The sequence below is a fragment of the Streptomyces sp. NPDC007983 genome (genome assembly GCF_042958345.1).
In the GTDB taxonomy this organism is placed as follows: domain Bacteria; phylum Actinomycetota; class Actinomycetes; order Streptomycetales; family Streptomycetaceae; genus Streptomyces.
Map to the genome: position 1 here is coordinate 127,534 of NZ_JBIBJI010000019.1, position 17,560 is coordinate 145,093.

The following is a 17,560-nucleotide window of genomic DNA, read 5'->3' on the forward strand; positions in this document are numbered from 1 at the left end:
TTCACGCGGCGTCAGGCGCCGGTCGCGCTGCCCGCCACCCACTGGCTCCAGTCCATGTTCCAGCCGTTGAGGCCGTTGTCCGGGGCCACGGTCTTGTCGTTGGAGTTCTTCACCACCACGACGTCACCGATCTGGGAGTTGTTGTAGAACCAGGCGCCTTCCGTGTTCGGGTCGTTCGCGCCCTTGGTGTCCGACAGGCCCACACAGCCGTGGCTGGTGTTCTGGCTGCCGAAGATGGACTTGGCACCCCAGTAGTTGCCGTGGATGAACGTGCCCGAGGTGGACAGCCGCATCGCGTGCGGCACGTCCTTGATGTCGTACTCGCCCTTGCCGTCGTCGTCCGTGAACCCGACCGTGGCACCGTTCATCCGGGTCTCCTTGAACTTCTCGGAGATCACCATCTGACCGTTGTAGGTCGTGTTGTCGGGGCTGCCGGCCGAGATCGGGATGGTCTTGATCAGCTTGCCGTCGCGGACGACCTTCATCGTCTTGGACTTGGCGTCGACCGTGCTGACCTGGGAGTGGCCGACCTTGAAGGTGACGGTCTTCTCCTGGACACCCTTCACACCCGACGACGCCTCGACGCCGTCCAGGTCCAGCTTCAGGGTGACGGTGGAGTTGGCCTTCCAGTAGTCCTTCGGGCGCAGGTCCAGGCGGTTGCCGTTGAACCAGTGGCCGACGACCTGCTGGCCGCTGCTGGAGGTGACCTTGATGTGGGACTGGACGTCCTTCTTGTTGGTCACCGCCTTGTCGAAGTTGATCGACACCGGCATGCCCACACCGACCGTCGAACCGTCCTCCGGCGTGAAGTTGCCGATGAAGCTGTTGGACGGGGAGACGGTGGTGAAGGAGGAGTGCTCCGTGGCCTTGCGGCCGTCGGAGTCCTTGGCCTTCGCGCTGATCTCGTACTGGGTGGACCGCTCCAGCTGCCCGTCCGGCTTCCAGGAGGTCCCGTCGGACGATATGGATCCGGCCACGGTGGAGCCGTCGGCCTTGGAGGTCATGGTGACCGAGGTCAGCTTGCCTCCGCTGACGGTGACCTTGGTGTCGCGGTTGATGCCCGCATTGGTCGCACCGGCCTTCGGCGTGATCTTAATACGGGCGTCGGAGGCGTCCTTGGCCGCCGCCTCGTCCACCTGCGACTGCGACTTGCCACCGCCCTTGCTGTCGCTGCTGTCGCCATCCCCGCCACAGGCGGCGAGAGTGAGTGCCCCGCTGAGCACGGCGGCCGCGGCCACCAGCCCCCTACGGCGCTTGCCGTACGTCATCACACGCTTCTCCATTTACGACTGGACCCCAGAAACCCAAAACCTATCCAGCAAGACCTATCCAGGAAGAACGCCTGTACCTTTTGGTCGGTTCCACGCCCAGTAAAACTGTGCGCGAGGCCACTTAGCAAAGACGCTGGTCCAGCTTATGACGCAGCGCCGTGAATACGGACAAACCATGACAGGCAGGGATTAGTCATACGGTGCGGAGCGGGCCGTCGTCCCGGTTCGCTACCGTCCGCCCTCGGTATGTCACTACGATCGGGCACGCAGGGTCAATTCACCGCACCCTCAAGGAGGATGCCGTTGTGTCCGCACGCCGACCGCTGCTGACCGCCGCCGCAGCCGGTTCGCTGCTGTGCGCCCTGTGGTTCGTCCCCTCCGCCAACGCGACGGTCGAGACCGACGGCCGGCCGTCCTCCGGGAGCAGTAGCGAAGAGCCGTCCCAGCCGCGCACCGAGGCCGTCCCGGACGAAAACCTCGCCGACACCGGCAGCGTGGACGTCACTCCGTATCTCGCCGGAGGCACGGCCTTCCTGGGCCTCGGCGTGACCATGGTGACCGCCTCCGCGCGCCGTACGCGCCCGGAGGCGTCCTGATCACGCCGGGCTGATTCACGCCGGGCTGATTCACGCCGGGCTGATGGTCCTCAGGCCAGCGGCCCGGTCACCGATTCGACCGCCTCGGCCAGTCCACCGGACCGTACGAACGCCTCGGCGGCCGCCAGGTCCGGCGCCAGGTAGCGGTCCCCGCCCGGGCCCTCGACCCCCGCCCGGCGCACCGCCGCCAGCACCGCCCGGGTCGCGGGCGCGGGCACCAGGCCCTCCCGCAGCTCGACCGCGCGGGCCGCGGCGACCAGTTCGATCGCGAGGACCCGGGTCAGGTTGTCCACCACCGTGCGCAGCTTGCGCGCCGCCGACCAGCCCATGGAGACGTGGTCCTCCTGCATCGCGGAGGACGGGATCGAGTCGACCGAGGCGGGCACCGCGAGCCGCTTCAGCTCGCTCACCAGCGCCGCCTGCGTGTACTGCGCGATCATCAGCCCCGAGTCCACGCCCGGGTCACCGGCCAGGAAGGGCGGCAGCCCGTGCGAGCGGTTCTTGTCCAGCAGCCGGTCGGTACGGCGCTCCGCGATCGAGGCGAGGTCGGCCGCCGCCACGGCGAGGAAGTCCAGGACGTACGCGACGGGCGCGCCGTGGAAGTTGCCGTTCGACTCCACCCGGCCGTCCGCCAGCACCACCGGGTTGTCCACGGCGGACGCCAGCTCCCGGTCCGCGACCAGACAGGCGTGCGCGAGCGTGTCCCGGCCCGCGCCCGCCACCTGGGGGGCGCAGCGGATCGAGTACGCGTCCTGGACGCGCGGCGCGTCGTCCTGGTGGTGCCCGGTGAGCCCGGAACCGGCGAGCACCCGCAGCATGTTGTCCGCGCTGGCCGCCTGGCCGGGGTGCGGGCGGATCGCGTGCAGCTCGGGCGCGAGCACCCGGTCCGTGCCGAGCAGCGCCTCCAGCGACAGGGCCGCCGTCACATCGGCCACGGTGTACAGCCGGGCCAGGTCGGCGCAGGCCATGACCAGCATGCCGAGCATCCCGTCGGTGCCGTTGAGCAGCGCCAGTCCTTCCTTCTCGCGCAGCTCGACCGGCTCGATGCCGTGCGCCGCCAGCAGCTCGGCCGCGGGCCGCACCTCCCCGTCGGGCCCCTCGGCGTCGCCCTCCCCCATCAGCGCGAGGGCGCAGTGGGACAGCGGCGCGAGGTCCCCGGAGCAGCCGAGGGAGCCGTACTCGTGCACGACGGGCGTGATCCCCGCGTTGAGCAGGGCCGCCATCGTCTCCACGACCACGGGCCGCACCCCGGTGTGGCCGGACGCGAGCGTCTTGAGCCGCAGGAACATCAGCGCCCGCACCACCTCCCGCTCCACCCGCGGCCCCATGCCCGCCGCGTGCGAGCGCACGATGTTGCGCTGCAGCTGGGCGCGGAGTTCGGGGCTGATGTGGCGTACGGCGAGGGCGCCGAAGCCGGTGGAGACCCCGTACACGGGCTCGGGCTTGGCCGCCAGGTCGTCAATCACCCGCCGCGCGGTGGCGACGGCCTCCACCGCCTCCCCCGCCAACTCGACCCGCGCCCCGCCGCGCGCCACGGCGACAACGTCCTCGGCGGACGTTCCGGACGTCCCCACCACCACAGTGTGCATATCCATATTCAGGCACCCTAGAGAGTGAATCCCCAAGTGTCACCCCGCGGGCTTCCCACCCGGAACCCGCGGTCCCGTTATCCGGTGGTGAGGCAGGCGGAGCAGCTGATCGCCCGCCGCCACTCGGCTACCTCTCCGATGGCACCACAGACGGGACGGCCGTCGCACACCTTGTGCACGGTCATCACGTCCTCCCCGGCAGTGCCTGGAATCCAGTCCGGCAGTTCCCGGCGGTCCAGGTGATCCATAGCGCGCTTCATGCCTTTCCCTTTCCGGTGCGAGCGCCCCTCTTGCTGTGGTCCGGGTGCCGACTCAGTAACACGGCACAGTCGGTGACCTTGCTCAGATCTCCGGACTTGCGCGCCGCTTCCTTCTCGCGCTCCAGGCGGACGCATTCCGCACAGCCCGTGGTCATGACGCCCCCGCCGTACGCTGCGCCTCTTCCAGCCGTCGGGCCATCTCGCACGACCGGTCAGGCGTACACATCCGGCACTCACCCCTGTACATCAGGTACGCCGACTGAAGTTGCTCAAGGTCAGCGGCGCGGGGGAAGTCGGAGACTTCGCTCTCAACGCGATCGTTGGCCATGTCTCTCACCAGCGGACCCACGTTCGGATGGCCTGGCTATTCTTCCTCACGCTGCCTGCTCCTTCCTTGGCGCGGATACGCGCCGCCCCACGAGCTTCGAGGCGGCGGAGGAATGCGGGAACAGCGAACGGGGATCCCCGCAACCCCGTTTGGGGAACCCCGTTATGGCCTTTTTGGGGAACCCCGTTCGGGCCACGGGGCTACGCTGGTGTGCATCATTTCCGTCCCTGCTAGGTGGCCCATGGACGAACCCGAGACCCGACGCAGCGGCTATCCACTGACGATCCCCGAGACACTGCTGCAGAGCGATGCCATGCGGCACGCCTGCACCACCCGGGACTTTCAGGAAGTCTTCCGTCTCGTCAACCGGCGCACCGGATCCAGCCATGCGGACATCGCAGCCGCCATCGGCAAGATGACGAGTTCCCGGGTCAGTGACGTGATTCGAGGCGTGAGGCGGATCCGAGGACAGGCGGTAATCGAACGTATTGCCGATGCCTTCGGCATCCCCGGCGCGATGCTCGATCTCCCGAGACGGCCATGGGAAAGCTCCCCGGAAGGATGTGACCAAACCAGTAGCGCACCCGACCTCGGCAGCCCCCTTGAGCCATCGACGCCTCCCGGCAACCCGGCAGACGATACTGCCCCACCGCCCATGGAATACGAGATGATGAGCCCCCTCAACCGGCGCACCCTCCTCAAAGGCGGATTTGCCGCTACCGCTCTGGCAGGGGCAAGCCTTGAAGAGTTCCGGCGTACGGCCGCCGCTTTGGACGACGCTCACCGTTATTTCGACGGGACGGTGGTCGACTATTTCCGCAGCCGACTTGAAACAGCGAAGCGCGACGACGGCCGACTCGGCGCGCAACAGACCCTGCCGGTGACGCTGGCCCTACTGGGCGCCATTGAGCAACAAGCCCGGAACGTGAAGCCCGCCGTCCGACGAGAGATGCTGTCGGTCGGCGCCGATGGGGCGGAATTCGCCGGATGGCTTTACCGGGATATCCATCAACCGACTGTCGCCCTTTTCTGGTACGACCGGGCGATGGAATGGGCACAAGAAGCCGATGACCCCGCCATGCAGGGGTACATGCTGCTCAAGAAATCCCAAATGGCGTACGACGACGGGGATGGCGTACGCATGCTGACGCTGGCCCAGGCAGGCCAGCATGAGCGGTGGCAACTCCCCACCCGGGTGCAAGCAGAGTTGTTGCAACAGGAAGCGCTGGGGTGCGCCATGCTCGGCGAGCCGATCTCACTGATTGAGCAGAAACTCGACACCGCCCACGAATTACTGATGCGGGCCGTCGGCGAGCCCAGCGCACTCGGCGCGTATTTCAGCGAGCATACATTGCTGCTCAGGAATGCCGTAACGTACACCGAGGCGGGAAAGCCACACGCCGCCGCCGCTCTGTTCGGCGACATCCTTTCGACCGGTAAGCTCTCGCACCGTGACGCTGGCTTCTTCAACGCCCGGCGAGCTGCGGCCCTGGCCCTGGGCGGCGAGCCTGATGAGGCGGCCAGGATCGGCGCTGCCTCCGCCGAAGTCGCCCGATCGATGAAATCGGCGCGCACCATGCGGGTACTTGGTGAAGCACTACAGACTCTCAGCCGTTGGCGCAGTCGGCCGGCGGTACGGGAGTTCCGCGAGGCGCTCCACGCAGCTTAACCGGTCACCCAGTCGGTCACGGAACGGATGACAAACGCCTGCCATTCCTGACTTTGAGGGTTCAGGTACTGCGGGTCGTCGTGCACGGCGAAACCATGCTGCGCCCCCTCAAGCTCCATGAGTTCACAGGAGGCACCGAACTTCTGCACAGCAGCTCGCGACAGCCCGATGGGGACGAACGTGTCTTCCGTTCCATGCACGATCAGCGTTGGGGCTTGCACCTCACCAAGTACCTCAATTGGGTGCAGCCAGAAAACCTCATTGAACAGGGGCCGCCCATGCCTCAGCGTCGGCGTGAATTGGATAAATCCGTCTTCGGATAGCTGCTGCGCTGCCTCTTCGCTGATTGAATCATCGACCCAATAGGATCGGGTGTCGATGGTGCGCCATTTGTAGTCCAACTGCGGATTGAACAGCACCAGCCGCGAAAAATCCGACGGGCGCTTGGCGGCATAGTACGCGCAGACGCCACCACCGAAGCTGGCACCAAGCAACGTGACTTCCTGGGCGCTCGTGGTTTCGCGGATGAAGGCGGTGGCTGCACGAATGTCGTTGAGGATGGAGGCCAGGGTCAACTCTTCCTGCCGACCTTGGCTTTCACCATGGCCGCGCAGGTCGAATCGCAAAGACGCCACACCGCCTTCAGCCAGTCCATCGGCGAGGCGCGTGAAAAAACCGCCCTCTTCGCGGGTGACACCACCACCGTGCACGAGCACGACAGCACGCGAGCCTGGCATGTCGGGGCGCACGAGCGTGCCCGCCAAGTGGAGGCCATCAAGCGTCCGAAGCGTCACGCTGTGAGACGTAGGCATGGCGTGAGCCTAGCGCCGCGAGACCGGGCGGCAACGCCCCTTGCCACTGGGCACCAAGCTAAGGGCTGTCCCGTAACCCCCAGCGGGCTCCCGACGCCAGCTGCGGCCACTCGCCGCGTTGTCGGGATCGCCCGAGTACGACCCGGTACGAGGGCGACCCTCCGCCTTGCGATTGACCGCATCTGGCGCCGCTCGCTGATCCACTGGGGGTTACGGGACAGCCCTTAGGGGCGGCGGCCTCGGAAGCGGCGGCGGTCTCGGCGGCGGTCCGCCGCGGTGTCGGCCAGGCGGATCACCGGGTCGTCGGGGCCACCGTCGCGGCCGGCCACCACCGGCTTCTGGGAACGGGCGGCCTTCGCCCGGTACTGGGCCGCGTCCGCCAGGCGGAACAGGCGGCGGGCCGATGGCACGGGGCCGATCGGGTCGCCGGTCGAGGCGATCCCGCAGGCGACCCCCTCGCCCATCTCCAGCTCCGCGGCCCGTCGGCACAGCTCATCGGCCACCCGCACCACCTCGTCCGCCGGCGGCCCGACCCCCAGCAGACAGAACTCGTCGCCGCCCAGCCGCGCCACCAGGGCACCCGGCAGCATCGCCCCGCACAGCGACAGCACCGTGCCGAAACGTTCCAGCAGGCGGTCCCCCACCGCATGCCCCAGCGTGTCGTTGACCTGCTTGAGGCCGTTCAGGTCGCACACCACCAGCGTCACCACGGTCCCGTCCTCGCGGTACGCCTCCAGCGCCTCGTCCAGCCGTATGTCCACCGCACGCCGGTTGCCCAGCCCGGTCAGGGGGTCGGTGAAGGCCAGGCGGCGGGCCTCCTCCAGACGTTCGGTCTGGGCCAGTCCGGCGGCCGCCACCGAGGCCAGGACGGTCGCGAAGTCGGCGTCGCCCCGGTCGAACACCGGGCTCCCGGCCGCCCGCGCCACATACAGCTCGCCCCACGCCCGCCCGTGCAGCACCAGCGGCGCGACCACGCACGAGCCGCGCCCGCGCCGCCGCAGGGCGGCCACCCGCTGATGGCAGTACGGGGCCGGGCCCGGCCCGGTGCCCTCCGCGGTCTCCACCCACGCGTGCGGCTCACCGCCCGCGGCCCACCGCTCGTGCAGAAACTCCGCGATCTCCGGGAAGTCGTGCACCGGATACGACTCGTCCTCCGGCGCCGGCTCCTCCCCCGGCATCAGCTCGCCCACGTTCACCAGAACCCGCAACCGGCCCCGCTCCCGCTCCCACACCGAAACCGCCGCGAAGCTGCCGTCCAGCGCGCGGCGCGCGCTCTCGGCTGCGGCGCCCACCGACTCGCGCGGGGTGGGCGCCGCCGCCATCGCCTGCGCGAGACCCACCACCGCCCGCAACCGCCGGTCGCCGCCTCGTCCCCCATCGTCCCCGTTGTCGCTCACGATCGGCCTCGCATTCCTCACCGCACACACTCACCGGGAGTGCGCGCGTCCGCTCTGCACTCAAGAGTAAGAATGTCGAGGACAATCCGCTTTAGCCCGTTCACCCCTGGTATCGACCGGGCGGTATCGGCCGGGACGGGGCTCTCACTCCCCGGGCCAGTCCGGCGTGCGCTTCTCGTTGAACGCCGCCACGCCCTCGGCCCGGTCGCCGGAGAACGCGATCGTCCGCCAGCCCGCGTCCTCGACCTCAAGACCGGCCTTGAGGTCCAGTCCGTGCCCGAGCCGCAGCGCCCGCTTGGCGGCGCGCAGCCCGACCGGCGAGTTCGCGGCGATCCGCCCGGCCAGCTCCAGCGCGGCCGTACGGTCCTCACCCGGCGCGACGAGTTCGTCCACCATGCCCAGCGCATGGGCCTCCTCGGCGGGCACCCGCCGGGCGGAGAAGATCAGCTCGGCGGCGCGCGCGGCCCCCACCCGGCGGGGCAGCAGCTGCGTACCGCCGCCGCCCGGGATCACGCCGACGGACACCTCGGGCAGCCCCACCACGGCCGTGCGGTCGGCGACGATCACGTCGCAGGACAGGGCCAGCTCGTAGCCGCCGCCCAGGGCGAAGCCGTGCACGGCGGCGACGGCGGGCATGGGCAGCTCCAGGACGGCCGTATAGGCGGCGCGGGAAACGGGGCGGTGGCGCATCATCTCGGCGTCGGTGAAGGAGTTCCGCTCCTTGAGGTCCGCGCCGACGCAGAAGGCCCGCTCGTGGGTGGAGGTGAGCACGACGGCCCGCACCGAACCGTCGTCCGCGAGGGCCGCGCACGCCGCCGCGATGTTCCGGGCCATCTCGGAGGACACCGCGTTCATGGTCTTCGGCCGGTCCAGCACCAGTTCGGCCACGAAGCCGTCCCGCCGGACCGCGACCCACTCCCCGTACCGCTGCTCACCCATCTCGCACCCTCCCGGTTAACGACCGTGAACCGTTGCCCGGGCTACGTTACCGGCGCCGCCGCCACCGCATCAGGTAGCCCAGCATCGACGGCCGGGGGCGGTGGCCGCCGTCGCCCTCCGCCACGGGGGCCTGCTCGCCGGAGCCCCCGGCCCAGGACGGCACCGGGGCCGGGTCGGGGCCCGCCCCCGCACCCGGGGCCGGGGCCGGGGCCGGGGTCGAGCCCGGGGCCGCACCGGCACCTGGCACCCCACCCGGGGCTGAGGTCGCGCCCAGCGTCGGGGCCGAGCCGGGAGCCGGGACCGCACCCGCACCTGGAGCCGGGGCCGAGCCGGGGACCGCCGCTCCCGGAGCCGAAGCCGAGTCCGAGGCCGGGGCCGGGGCCTCGCCCGGCCCCGAAGCCGGAGCCCCGCCCAGGGGCGCCTTCGGCGCGGGCGCCGGGGCCTCGCCCGGTAGTCCGGCCGGGACCGCTTCCGCACCCGCGGCCGCCGGGCCCGGCTGGGGCGGGGCCGGGTCCCGGGGGGTGGGTGGGAAGCGGGCCGGGAGGGAGATCAGGCCGCGCTGATAGATGCCCGGGCGCCAGCGCAGTTCCTCCTCCGAACCCGCGAGTTCCACGTCCGGCAGCCGGTCCAGCAGCTTTTCGAGGGCGACGGAGGCGATGAGGCGGGCCGAGCTGCGGTTGGGGCACATGTGCGGGCCGGCGCTGAAGGCCAGGTGGCCGCGGTTGCCGCGGTTGCGCTCGGAGGTCCGCAGCGCCTCCTGGTTGGCGGCGGCGAAGCTGATCACGATCGGTTCGCCCTCCCGCAGCCGCACCCCGGCCAGGGTGACGTCGTGGCGGGGGAAGTGGACCGCGTAGTTGGCCAGCGGCGGGTCCGCCCACAGCACCTCGTCCAGGGCGTCGTCGACGAGCATGCTGCCGCCGGAGACGCCGCCCGCGAAGCGGTCGTCGGTCATCAGCACGCGCAGGGCGTTGCCGATGAGGTTGATCACCGGGTCGCTGCCGGAGGCGGTCAGCAGCCTCAGCTGCTCGACGAGTTCGTGGTCGGCGAGCCGTTCGGGGTGGGCGATCAGCCAGGAGGTGATGTCGGCGGCGGGCCGGGCGCGCTTGAGGGCGACGAGTTCCTGCAGCGCCGCGGTGATCGTACGGTCGGCCTCCGCCACGTCCGTACCGTCGAACAGGTGCGCGAGCCCGGTGAAGAGCCGGTCCGCGATCTCGCGCGGGCAGCCGAAGAGTTCGCCGAGGACGAGCAGCGGCAGCAGCGCGCTGTACTCGCCGATCAGGTCGGCCTCGCCCGCATCGCAGAACTGGTCGATCAGGGAGTCGGCGATCCGCTCGACGTAGCCGCGCAGCGCGCCCGGGTCGATGCGGCTGGTGGAGTCGTCGATGGCGGCGCGGTACCGCTGGTGCTCCTCGCCGTCCACGGCGGTGGGCTGTGGCCGGTAGCGGATGAGCCGGCCGGCGTGGCTGGTGTCGGGGACCCGGCCCTCGTTCTTCGCCCGCCAGCGCCGCGGGTCCTTGGAGAACGTCTCGGGGCGGCGCAGGATCTCCAGCGCGGTGTCGTAGCCGACGCACAGGGTCGCGGTGACGCCCGGGTCCAGCTCCACCGGCACCAGCGGGCCGTACGTCTCGCGCAGTCGCCGGTAGACGGCGGACGGGTCCTTGGCGAACTCGGGCGTGTACAGCGGCTCGGCCGCCTCGGTGCCCGTTTCAACCGGCTCGTCGATCATGCCGCCGTACGCTAGCGGAACGGTTTTCCGCCTCGTGCCGACTTCAGCGATTGGTGATATTCGTCAACCACGGCGACCACGGCAACCGCGGCGACCCCCAACCGCCCGCCCGCTCAGCTACGGCGGCTCAGCAGCCACGGCTCCACGACCCCGAGCCCACGCACCGGCCGCTGCCACATCGGCTGGAGCGCGAAGCGGTACGAGGGCGGCTCCTCGCCGTCCTTCTCGGCCTTGGCGGCCGCCTCCGCGGCCTCCGCCTCCGACACCGGGGCCTCCCCGGTGTGGCTCAGCTCCTCCGCGAACGCGCCGTCCACCAGGACCGCGTTCTTGGGGGCTATGGAGGTCAGCCGGCTCGCCAGGTTCACCGTCGTCCCGAAGACGTCGCCCATGCGGGTCGTGACCGTGCCGAAGGCGATCCCGACGCGCAGCTCGGGCATCGTCTCGTCATGGGTCAGGGTCTCGATCAGCCGCAGCCCGATCTCGGCGGCGATGCCCGCGTCGTCGGCCGCGTACAGCACCTCGTCGCCCAGGGTCTTGATCAGCCGGCCGCCGTGCGCGGCCACCAGGTCGGCGGCCGTGGTCTCGAACGCCTCGACCAGCTCGCCCAGCTCCTCTTCCTCCAGCCGCCGGGTCAGCCGGGTGAAGCTCACCAGGTCCGCGAAGCCGACCGCGAGCCGCCGGTCCACCATCTCCGCGTCGTCCGCCGCCTGCACCACGCGGCCCGTCGCGGCCGCGAGCTGCCGCCGGTAGACGTACACCAGGAACTCTTCCAGCTCCGGCAGCAACAGCTCGACCAGCGGATAGGTGATCTCGGTCCGGGTCATCCCGGACTCCTGGGGTTCGGTGAGCCCCTCCAGGAAGGAGTCGATCTGCCAGTCGGCGAGCCGCGCGGTGGTCTGCCCGGTGGAGCGCGCCACCTGGATCGCCATGGGCTCGCTCAGCAGCCCCGCCTCGACGAGGCCGGACAGCCGGCGCAGCGCCAGCACGTCCGCCTCGGTGAGCGCCTTGGCCTGGCCTATGTCGGCGAAGCCCATCGCCCGCCAGAAGCGGGTGGCCAGCTCGACGGAGACGCCCGCGCTGCGGGCGGCCTGGAAGGGGGTGTAGCGCCGCTCGGCGCCGAGGATCAGCTGCTCCAGCCGGAGCGCGATCGGGTCCGGGGCGTCGGCGTCGTCCTCGATGCCGTCCTCCGTACCGTCCTCGGTGCCCTCCAGGGTGGCGTCGCCGGCGGCCGGGCCGCCCTCGCGCGCCCCGGTCTCCCGTACGGCGGTCTCCCGTACGGCGGTCTCCCGCACGGCGTCCTGTACGGCGGCGTCCTGCCCGGCAACATCCCGTCCGGCGGCGGCTTCCGCGGCGGCGTCCCGTACACCGCGCCCCTCGGCCCTGCCGGAACCCGCGTTGTCGGCGGTCACCGCCCGCCCCCTGTCCGATCCGTGCGCACTGCCCTTACGTTCCTTCTTCCGGTTCGGCCTACGGCCGCCCCGAACTGGACGGACCGCCACCACGATACGTCAGGTGTGCCCTAGCTCACTCTCCCCTCTTCGTGCCACTCCGGCTCACCCTTCCGGCGGCGCGGGACGCAGGTGCACGATGTCCCCGGCGGAGACCGGTTCCTGCACTCCGGTGTCCGAGGCCAGCACGAGCCGTCCGTCGCCGTCGATCGCGACCGCCTCACCGACGGTCGCCCCGCCGCCCGGAAGTTCCGCGCGGACCCGTCGTCCCAAGGTCGCACAGCCCGCCGCGTACGCCTCCTGGAGCCCGCAGGCCGCGGGGTCGCCCTCGAAGCGGCGCCATTCGCCGTACCACTGCTCGATGGACCGCAGTACGGCCCGCAGCAGCGGATCGCGGTCGGTGGAGATCGCGTCGGCGAGGGCCAGCGAACCGGCCGTCGGCACGGGAAGTTCACCGGCGCGCAGGGAAACGTTCAGGCCGACCCCGATCACCACGGCGTCATCGGCCCGTTCGGCGAGGATGCCGCCGAACTTCCGCTCCTCGCCGCCGACCGTCACCAGCAGGTCGTTCGGCCACTTCAGCGCGGTGTCCACGCCCGCCGCCCGGCTCAGCGCCCCCGCGCTCGCCACCCCGGCGAGCAGCGGCAGCCAGCCCCAGCGGGACGTCGGGACGCCGGCGGCGCCGGGCCGCAGCAGAATGGAGAAGAAGAGTCCGGACCGGGCCGGGGCGGTCCAGGTGCGGTCGAGGCGGCCGCGCCCGGCGTTCTGCTCCTCGGCGACGAGGACCACGCCCTCCGGGGCGCCGGCCCCGGCCCGGGCCACCAGGTCGGTGTTGGTCGAGCCGGTCGCCTGCACCACCTCCAGTTCCGTCCACAGCCCGCCGGGGCGCACCAGGGCGCGGCGCAGGGCGGCCGCGTTGAGCGGCGGCCGTTCCAGGTCCGTCCAGCGGCCGCGGGGATCGCGTGGATCTCCCGGGCCCCGGGGGGTGTCAGATGGCGTCATACGGGCCAGCCTATGACCAGGAGGTGTGGCCAACGACGCAGTGCCACCCGGCGATGGCGCCGATACGCTACGGACCGGTAGCCCCAGTCAGCACAAACCCCACCAACCCCGCCTACTCCACAGCTATCGCCCCGATCCCAGCGTCACGGTCCCACCATCCACCCCCAGGACGAGCAGGAGCCGCATCCCGATGTCCGAGCAGCCGGAGATTGCCCCCGAGATTCCAGACCGTCACACGACCGCGGGGAAGCTCGCGGACCTGCAGCGCCGCATCGAAGAAGCGACACACGCGGGCTCCGCGCGGGCGGTCGAGAAGCAGCACGCCAAGGGCAAGCTGACCGCGCGCGAGCGCATCGACCTGCTTCTCGACGAGGGGTCGTTCACCGAGCTCGACGAGTTCGCCCGGCACCGCTCCACCAACTTCGGCATCGAGAAGAACCGGCCCTACGGGGACGGGGTGGTGACCGGCTACGGCACGGTCGACGGGCGTCCGGTGTGCGTCTACTCCCAGGACTTCACGATCTTCGGCGGCTCGCTGGGCGAGGTCTACGGCGAGAAGATCGTGAAGGTGATGGACTTCGCGCTGAAGACCGGCTGCCCCATCATCGGGATCAACGACGGCGGCGGCGCCCGGATCCAGGAGGGCGTGGTGGCGCTCGGCCTGTTCGCCGAGATCTTCCGCCGTAACGTCCACGCCTCCGGGGTGGTCCCGCAGATCAGCCTGATCGTCGGGCCGTGCGCGGGCGGCGCGGTCTACTCGCCCGCGATCACCGACTTCACGGTCATGGTCGACCAGACGTCACACATGTTCATCACCGGACCGGATGTGATCAAGACGGTCACCGGTGAGGACGTCGGCTTCGAGGAGCTGGGCGGGGCCCGCACCCACAACACCACCTCCGGCGTCGCCCACTACATGGGCGGCGACGAGAAGGACGCCATCGAGTACGTCAAGACGCTGCTGTCGTACCTGCCGTCCAACAACCTCTCCGAGCCGCCCGCCTTCCCCGACGAGGCCGACCTGGAGACCTCGGACGAGGACCGGGAGCTGGACGTCCTCATCCCGGACTCGGCGAACCAGCCGTACGACATGCACCGGGCCATCGAGCACGTCCTGGACGACGGCGAGTTCCTGGAGACCCAGGCGCTCTTCGCGCCCAACATCATCACCGGGTTCGGACGGGTCGAGGGCCACCCGGTGGGCATCGTCGCCAACCAGCCGATGCAGTTCGCCGGATGCCTGGACATCGGCGCCTCCGAGAAGGCCGCGCGCTTCGTCCGCACCTGCGACGCGTTCAACGTGCCCGTGCTGACCTTCGTGGACGTGCCCGGCTTCCTGCCCGGCACCGACCAGGAGTACAACGGCATCATCCGGCGCGGCGCCAAGCTGATCTTCGCCTACGCGGAGGCCACCGTCCCGCTCATCACCGTCATCACCCGCAAGGCCTTCGGCGGCGCGTACGACGTGATGGGCTCCAAGCACCTGGGCGCCGACCTCAACCTGGCCTGGCCCACCGCGCAGATCGCCGTCATGGGCGCCCAGGGCGCGGTCAACATCCTGCACCGCCGTACGATCGCGGCCGCCGACGACCCCGAGGCGACCCGCTCCGAACTGATCGCGGACTACGAGGACACCCTGCTCAACCCGTACACGGCGGCCGAGCGCGGCTACGTCGACGCGGTCATCATGCCGTCCGAGACCCGCCGCCACATCGTTCGGGGGCTGCGCACCCTGCGGAACAAGCGTGAGCAACTCCCCCCGAAGAAGCACGGCAACATCCCGCTCTAGGTTCAGGAAGGGCTGTTTCCATGATCCGTATCGTCCGGGGCAATCCCACCCCAGAGGAGTTGGCAGCCGCACTGGCGGTCGTACAAGCACGCGCGGCGGCCGCGTCGGCCGCCGCGCAGGGCGAGGGCGTACCGGAGGAGTGGTCCGATCCGGCCCGCACCATCCCGAGCCACCGCGTCCCGCAGCCCGGTCCCAAGGCGTGGCGCACGACGTACTGGCCCGCCTGACCCGACGTCCCACGTGACAGGACACCCCGGCTGATCCGGCATATCGGCACCACCCGGAAATAGCGCCTGCGCGCCGTGGCGCCTGAGTACGCGTACTCAGGCGCCACGGCATCGTCCGGCCGCACTATCGGTCGCATGCTGTGGTCCGAGCCGCCCGATGAGCCGCCAGAAGAACTACGGCGCGCTCAGGCGATGCTCCGCCGCGTACGGACCGTCCTGGCGATCGCCGTCATGATCGCCACCTGTCTGCTCACGCTGCGCCCCTGAGGGTGGATCCGCGCCTGCCGGTCTACTGCTTCTTGAAGGAGCGGATCTGGTAGCTGCCCTGGAGATTGCCCCCGTGGCCGGCCGTCGTCGATCCGACGCGCGCGTTGTAGTTGGTCTGCGTGTAGTACTGCACGCGGTGACCCGTTCCGTTCCACACGGACAGCACGTTCTTGCCGTTGCGGATGAAGGAACACAGGTCTGCGGTGTTCGCGACCTTCTCCGACGACCACTGGCAGCGGGTGCCACCGCCGTCCCAGCCGCTGTAGATGCAGAACTTCCCCGGATCGCAGTGGAAGGCCGCCGCGCCGGCGCCGGTCCCCGGGGTTGCCGGGGCCGAGCCGGTGGCGGACGCGGCGGGGGCCGCGCCGAGGGCGGCCGCGAAGGCGAGCGAGGCGATGGCGAGCGAAGCGGTGCGACGCATGGAAAACGTCCCCTTCCGTCGGTGTCCCCGGGCAACCACCCGGGCGGAAGTCAGTCTGCTGCGACGGAAACGGCCCTCGTCAGGGCGTGCGGAGGGGGCGCGAGAGGCACCGCGGGAGAGTGCGGACGCCCGCCCTCCGCACCACGAGCCGGGGGCTCCGGTCGCATCGGCGGCGGACCGCCCGCGCCGCCCCCCCCTGCCAGTAGCGCTCACACCCCGCGCGCCGCCCGCCTACCCTGGTGCGCATGACTGCCCAGCGCACCCTGATCCTCGCCTCCGCCTCGCCCGCCCGCCTCGGACTGCTGCGGCAGTCGGGATTCGCGCCGGAGGTGATCGTCAGCGGAGTGGACGAGGACGCGCTGAGCGCCGAGACGCCCGCCGCGCTGGCGCGGGTGCTGGCGGAGGCCAAGGCGGCGGCCGTGGCCGGTCTCGCGGAGGCCGGCGGGGCGATCGTCGTCGGCTGCGATTCGGTGCTGGAGCTGGACGGGCAGGCGCTGGGCAAGCCCGCGGACGCCGAGGAGGCCACCGCCCGCTGGAAGTCGATGCGCGGCCGGTCGGGCGTCCTGCGCACCGGGCACTGCGTGATCGACACCGCGAGCGGCCGCCGCACCTCGGCCACCGCCTCCACCACGGTCCACTTCGGCGAGCCGACCGACGCCGAGGTCGCCGCGTACGTGGCGAGCGGCGAACCCCTGCATGTGGCGGGCGCGTTCACGCTCGACGGGCGTTCGGCGCCGTTCATCGAGGGCATCGAGGGCGACGCGGGCAACGTCATCGGGCTGTCGCTGCCGATGCTGCGCACGCTGCTGGCCGAGATCGGCGTGGGCATCACCGACCTCTGGGCCTGAGGGTCTGAGGGGACCTCAGAAGGTTCAGGCGGTTCAGCCTGTTCAGGCGGTTCGGACGGTTCAGGCGGGGCTGGGGGCGTCCTGGCCGCCCTCGGCCTCCGGGGCGGCCCCGCCCCGGGCCGTACCCTCCGGCTCGTACGCCAGCAGGCTGAGCACCACCAGCCCCAGCACCACCATCAGAAACGCGAACGCGGGCCAGCCCACCAGGCCGACCGAGAACGCGCCCACCACGCCGTGCGTCACCGCGCAGGTGAGCAGCAGGACGCGGCCGAGGCGGCCGGGCGCGCGGTCGCGCAGCGCCATGCGGAGCAGCACCACGCCGCACAGCAGCAGATAGACGCCGAAGACACCGCCGCCGATCCAAGTCCCCACGGACATCGCGTCGGTGTCCATCCCGCCCAGGGACATCCGCTGCCGGTCCACGACCAGGCCCAGGATCCAGTTCAGCAGCCCTATGCCGACCGCCTCCAGCATCAGCGTCACGGCCGCCACCGCGGCCACTGGTCTGCGTGCCACCCCGCCCACCTCTTCCGGTTCGACATCGCGAACGCTACTAACGGGTAAGCCGCCCCACAAGAGGTGCGCGAGGGGCTTGTCCGAGCAGGACCGTGCGGCAAAGTTTCCGCCCCTCGTTCGTAGGGATCCCACAAAGAAACGCGAAGCTCCCCAGCGCGGCGGGGCGGAGATCCTGCCCACAGCGCGGACTCCGCCGCGGGCCGGAAAACCGGGCGTACCGTGGAGCGACGGGGGATTCGGCTGCCTGCCCCGGGCAGGGTTAACGCTCCGTGTGGTCAAGCTCACGCCCGAGGGCTTCTCGGCGTGGGGTGTCGCCTGTACCTAAACTCGGCTTGTTTCAAGGAGGGAGCCATCGTGCGCAAGGTGCTCATCGCCAATCGTGGCGAGATCGCTGTCCGTGTTGCCCGTGCCTGCCGGGATGCCGGGATCGCGAGCGTAGCCGTCTACGCCGATCC

18 protein-coding genes are annotated in these 17,560 nt (G+C 70.7%); 7 read left to right on the plus strand and 11 right to left on the minus strand.

Annotated elements, in window-relative coordinates; genetic code table 11:
* Positions 1 to 11: 11 nt before the first annotated feature.
* A complete protein-coding gene (locus ACFZCY_RS37700; protein ID WP_391183963.1) occupies positions 12 to 1,268 on the minus strand; it encodes an Ig-like domain-containing protein in 1,257 nt (418 codons plus the stop codon).
* Positions 1,269 to 1,576: 308 nt separating this feature from the next.
* Here ACFZCY_RS37700 and ACFZCY_RS37705 point away from each other — a divergent pair, with 308 nt between their 5' ends.
* Positions 1,577 to 1,867, plus strand: coding sequence for a hypothetical protein (locus ACFZCY_RS37705; protein ID WP_391183966.1), 291 nt, complete (start codon positions 1,577 to 1,579; stop codon positions 1,865 to 1,867).
* A gap of 50 nt (positions 1,868 to 1,917) precedes the next feature.
* On the opposite strand, the gene hutH is transcribed toward ACFZCY_RS37705, so the two are convergent.
* Together hutH and ACFZCY_RS37715 are read right to left on the minus strand one after the other, a co-directional pair.
* Positions 1,918 to 3,462, minus strand: a complete 1,545-nt coding sequence (gene hutH / locus ACFZCY_RS37710) for a histidine ammonia-lyase (protein ID WP_391183969.1) — start codon at positions 3,460 to 3,462, stop codon at positions 1,918 to 1,920.
* Between the two features lie 71 nt (positions 3,463 to 3,533).
* Complete coding sequence (locus tag ACFZCY_RS37715; RefSeq protein ID WP_391183972.1) at positions 3,534 to 3,704, minus strand: hypothetical protein; 171 nt, start codon at positions 3,702 to 3,704, stop codon at positions 3,534 to 3,536.
* 581 nt (positions 3,705 to 4,285) lie between these two features.
* Between ACFZCY_RS37715 and ACFZCY_RS37720 the strand changes: the two genes are divergently transcribed.
* Positions 4,286 to 5,713 (plus strand): XRE family transcriptional regulator, encoded by a 1,428-nt coding sequence (locus ACFZCY_RS37720; RefSeq protein WP_391183975.1) that lies wholly within the window; start codon positions 4,286 to 4,288, stop codon positions 5,711 to 5,713.
* Here the strand turns inward: ACFZCY_RS37720 and ACFZCY_RS37725 are convergent.
* From ACFZCY_RS37725 to ACFZCY_RS37750, 6 genes are all read right to left on the minus strand, one after another.
* Positions 5,710 to 6,507, minus strand: a complete 798-nt coding sequence (locus ACFZCY_RS37725) for an alpha/beta fold hydrolase (protein WP_391183979.1) — start codon at positions 6,505 to 6,507, stop codon at positions 5,710 to 5,712. The two genes, ACFZCY_RS37720 and ACFZCY_RS37725, sit on opposite strands and share 4 nt — an antisense overlap.
* A 242-nt stretch (positions 6,508 to 6,749) precedes the next feature.
* Positions 6,750 to 7,847, minus strand: a complete 1,098-nt coding sequence (locus tag ACFZCY_RS37730) for a diguanylate cyclase domain-containing protein (RefSeq protein ID WP_391184017.1) — start codon at positions 7,845 to 7,847, stop codon at positions 6,750 to 6,752.
* 219 nt (positions 7,848 to 8,066) lie between these two features.
* The gene (locus tag ACFZCY_RS37735) at positions 8,067 to 8,861 is read right to left on the minus strand and encodes an enoyl-CoA hydratase-related protein (protein ID WP_391183982.1); all 795 of its coding nucleotides are present in this window, start codon (positions 8,859 to 8,861) and stop codon (positions 8,067 to 8,069) included.
* A gap of 46 nt (positions 8,862 to 8,907) precedes the next feature.
* Entirely contained in the window at positions 8,908 to 10,587 is a 1,680-nt protein-coding gene (locus tag ACFZCY_RS37740; RefSeq protein ID WP_391183985.1) for a cytochrome P450, read from the minus strand.
* 113 nt (positions 10,588 to 10,700) lie between these two features.
* Complete coding sequence (locus ACFZCY_RS37745; RefSeq protein WP_391184020.1) at positions 10,701 to 11,798, minus strand: adenylate/guanylate cyclase domain-containing protein; 1,098 nt, start codon at positions 11,796 to 11,798, stop codon at positions 10,701 to 10,703.
* Positions 11,799 to 12,140: 342 nt separating this feature from the next.
* Positions 12,141 to 13,037 carry a biotin--[acetyl-CoA-carboxylase] ligase gene (locus tag ACFZCY_RS37750; protein WP_391183989.1) on the minus strand — a complete coding sequence of 299 codons (897 nt, stop codon included), beginning with the start codon at positions 13,035 to 13,037 and terminating at the stop codon, positions 12,141 to 12,143.
* Between the two features lie 190 nt (positions 13,038 to 13,227).
* On the opposite strand from ACFZCY_RS37750, the gene ACFZCY_RS37755 reads away from it, so the two are divergent.
* From ACFZCY_RS37755 to mmpB, 3 genes are all read left to right on the plus strand, one after another.
* Positions 13,228 to 14,826 (plus strand): acyl-CoA carboxylase subunit beta, encoded by a 1,599-nt coding sequence (locus ACFZCY_RS37755; protein WP_361483906.1) that lies wholly within the window; start codon positions 13,228 to 13,230, stop codon positions 14,824 to 14,826.
* Positions 14,827 to 14,846: 20 nt separating this feature from the next.
* Positions 14,847 to 15,053 (plus strand): acyl-CoA carboxylase epsilon subunit, encoded by a 207-nt coding sequence (locus tag ACFZCY_RS37760; protein WP_055552525.1) that lies wholly within the window; start codon positions 14,847 to 14,849, stop codon positions 15,051 to 15,053.
* A 135-nt stretch (positions 15,054 to 15,188) separates the two neighbouring features.
* Positions 15,189 to 15,320, plus strand: coding sequence for a morphogenic membrane protein MmpB (mmpB, locus tag ACFZCY_RS37765; protein WP_391183994.1), 132 nt, complete (start codon positions 15,189 to 15,191; stop codon positions 15,318 to 15,320).
* Positions 15,321 to 15,342: 22 nt separating this feature from the next.
* Here the strand turns inward: mmpB and ACFZCY_RS37770 are convergent, their stop codons facing one another.
* Positions 15,343 to 15,741, minus strand: coding sequence for a peptidase inhibitor family I36 protein (locus ACFZCY_RS37770; protein WP_391183997.1), 399 nt, complete (start codon positions 15,739 to 15,741; stop codon positions 15,343 to 15,345).
* 245 nt (positions 15,742 to 15,986) lie between these two features.
* Between ACFZCY_RS37770 and ACFZCY_RS37775 the strand changes: the two genes are divergently transcribed.
* Positions 15,987 to 16,589, plus strand: a complete 603-nt coding sequence (locus ACFZCY_RS37775; RefSeq protein WP_391184000.1) for a Maf family nucleotide pyrophosphatase — start codon at positions 15,987 to 15,989, stop codon at positions 16,587 to 16,589.
* Positions 16,590 to 16,649: 60 nt separating this feature from the next.
* Here ACFZCY_RS37775 and ACFZCY_RS37780 read toward each other — a convergent pair whose 3' ends face one another.
* On the minus strand, positions 16,650 to 17,105 hold the full coding sequence (locus ACFZCY_RS37780) for a hypothetical protein (protein WP_391184003.1): 456 nt from the start codon (positions 17,103 to 17,105) through the stop codon (positions 16,650 to 16,652).
* Positions 17,106 to 17,459: 354 nt separating this feature from the next.
* Between ACFZCY_RS37780 and ACFZCY_RS37785 the strand changes: the two genes are divergently transcribed.
* A partial coding sequence (locus tag ACFZCY_RS37785) for a biotin carboxylase N-terminal domain-containing protein (protein ID WP_158786612.1) occupies positions 17,460 to 17,560 on the plus strand: 101 nt, incomplete at its 3' end.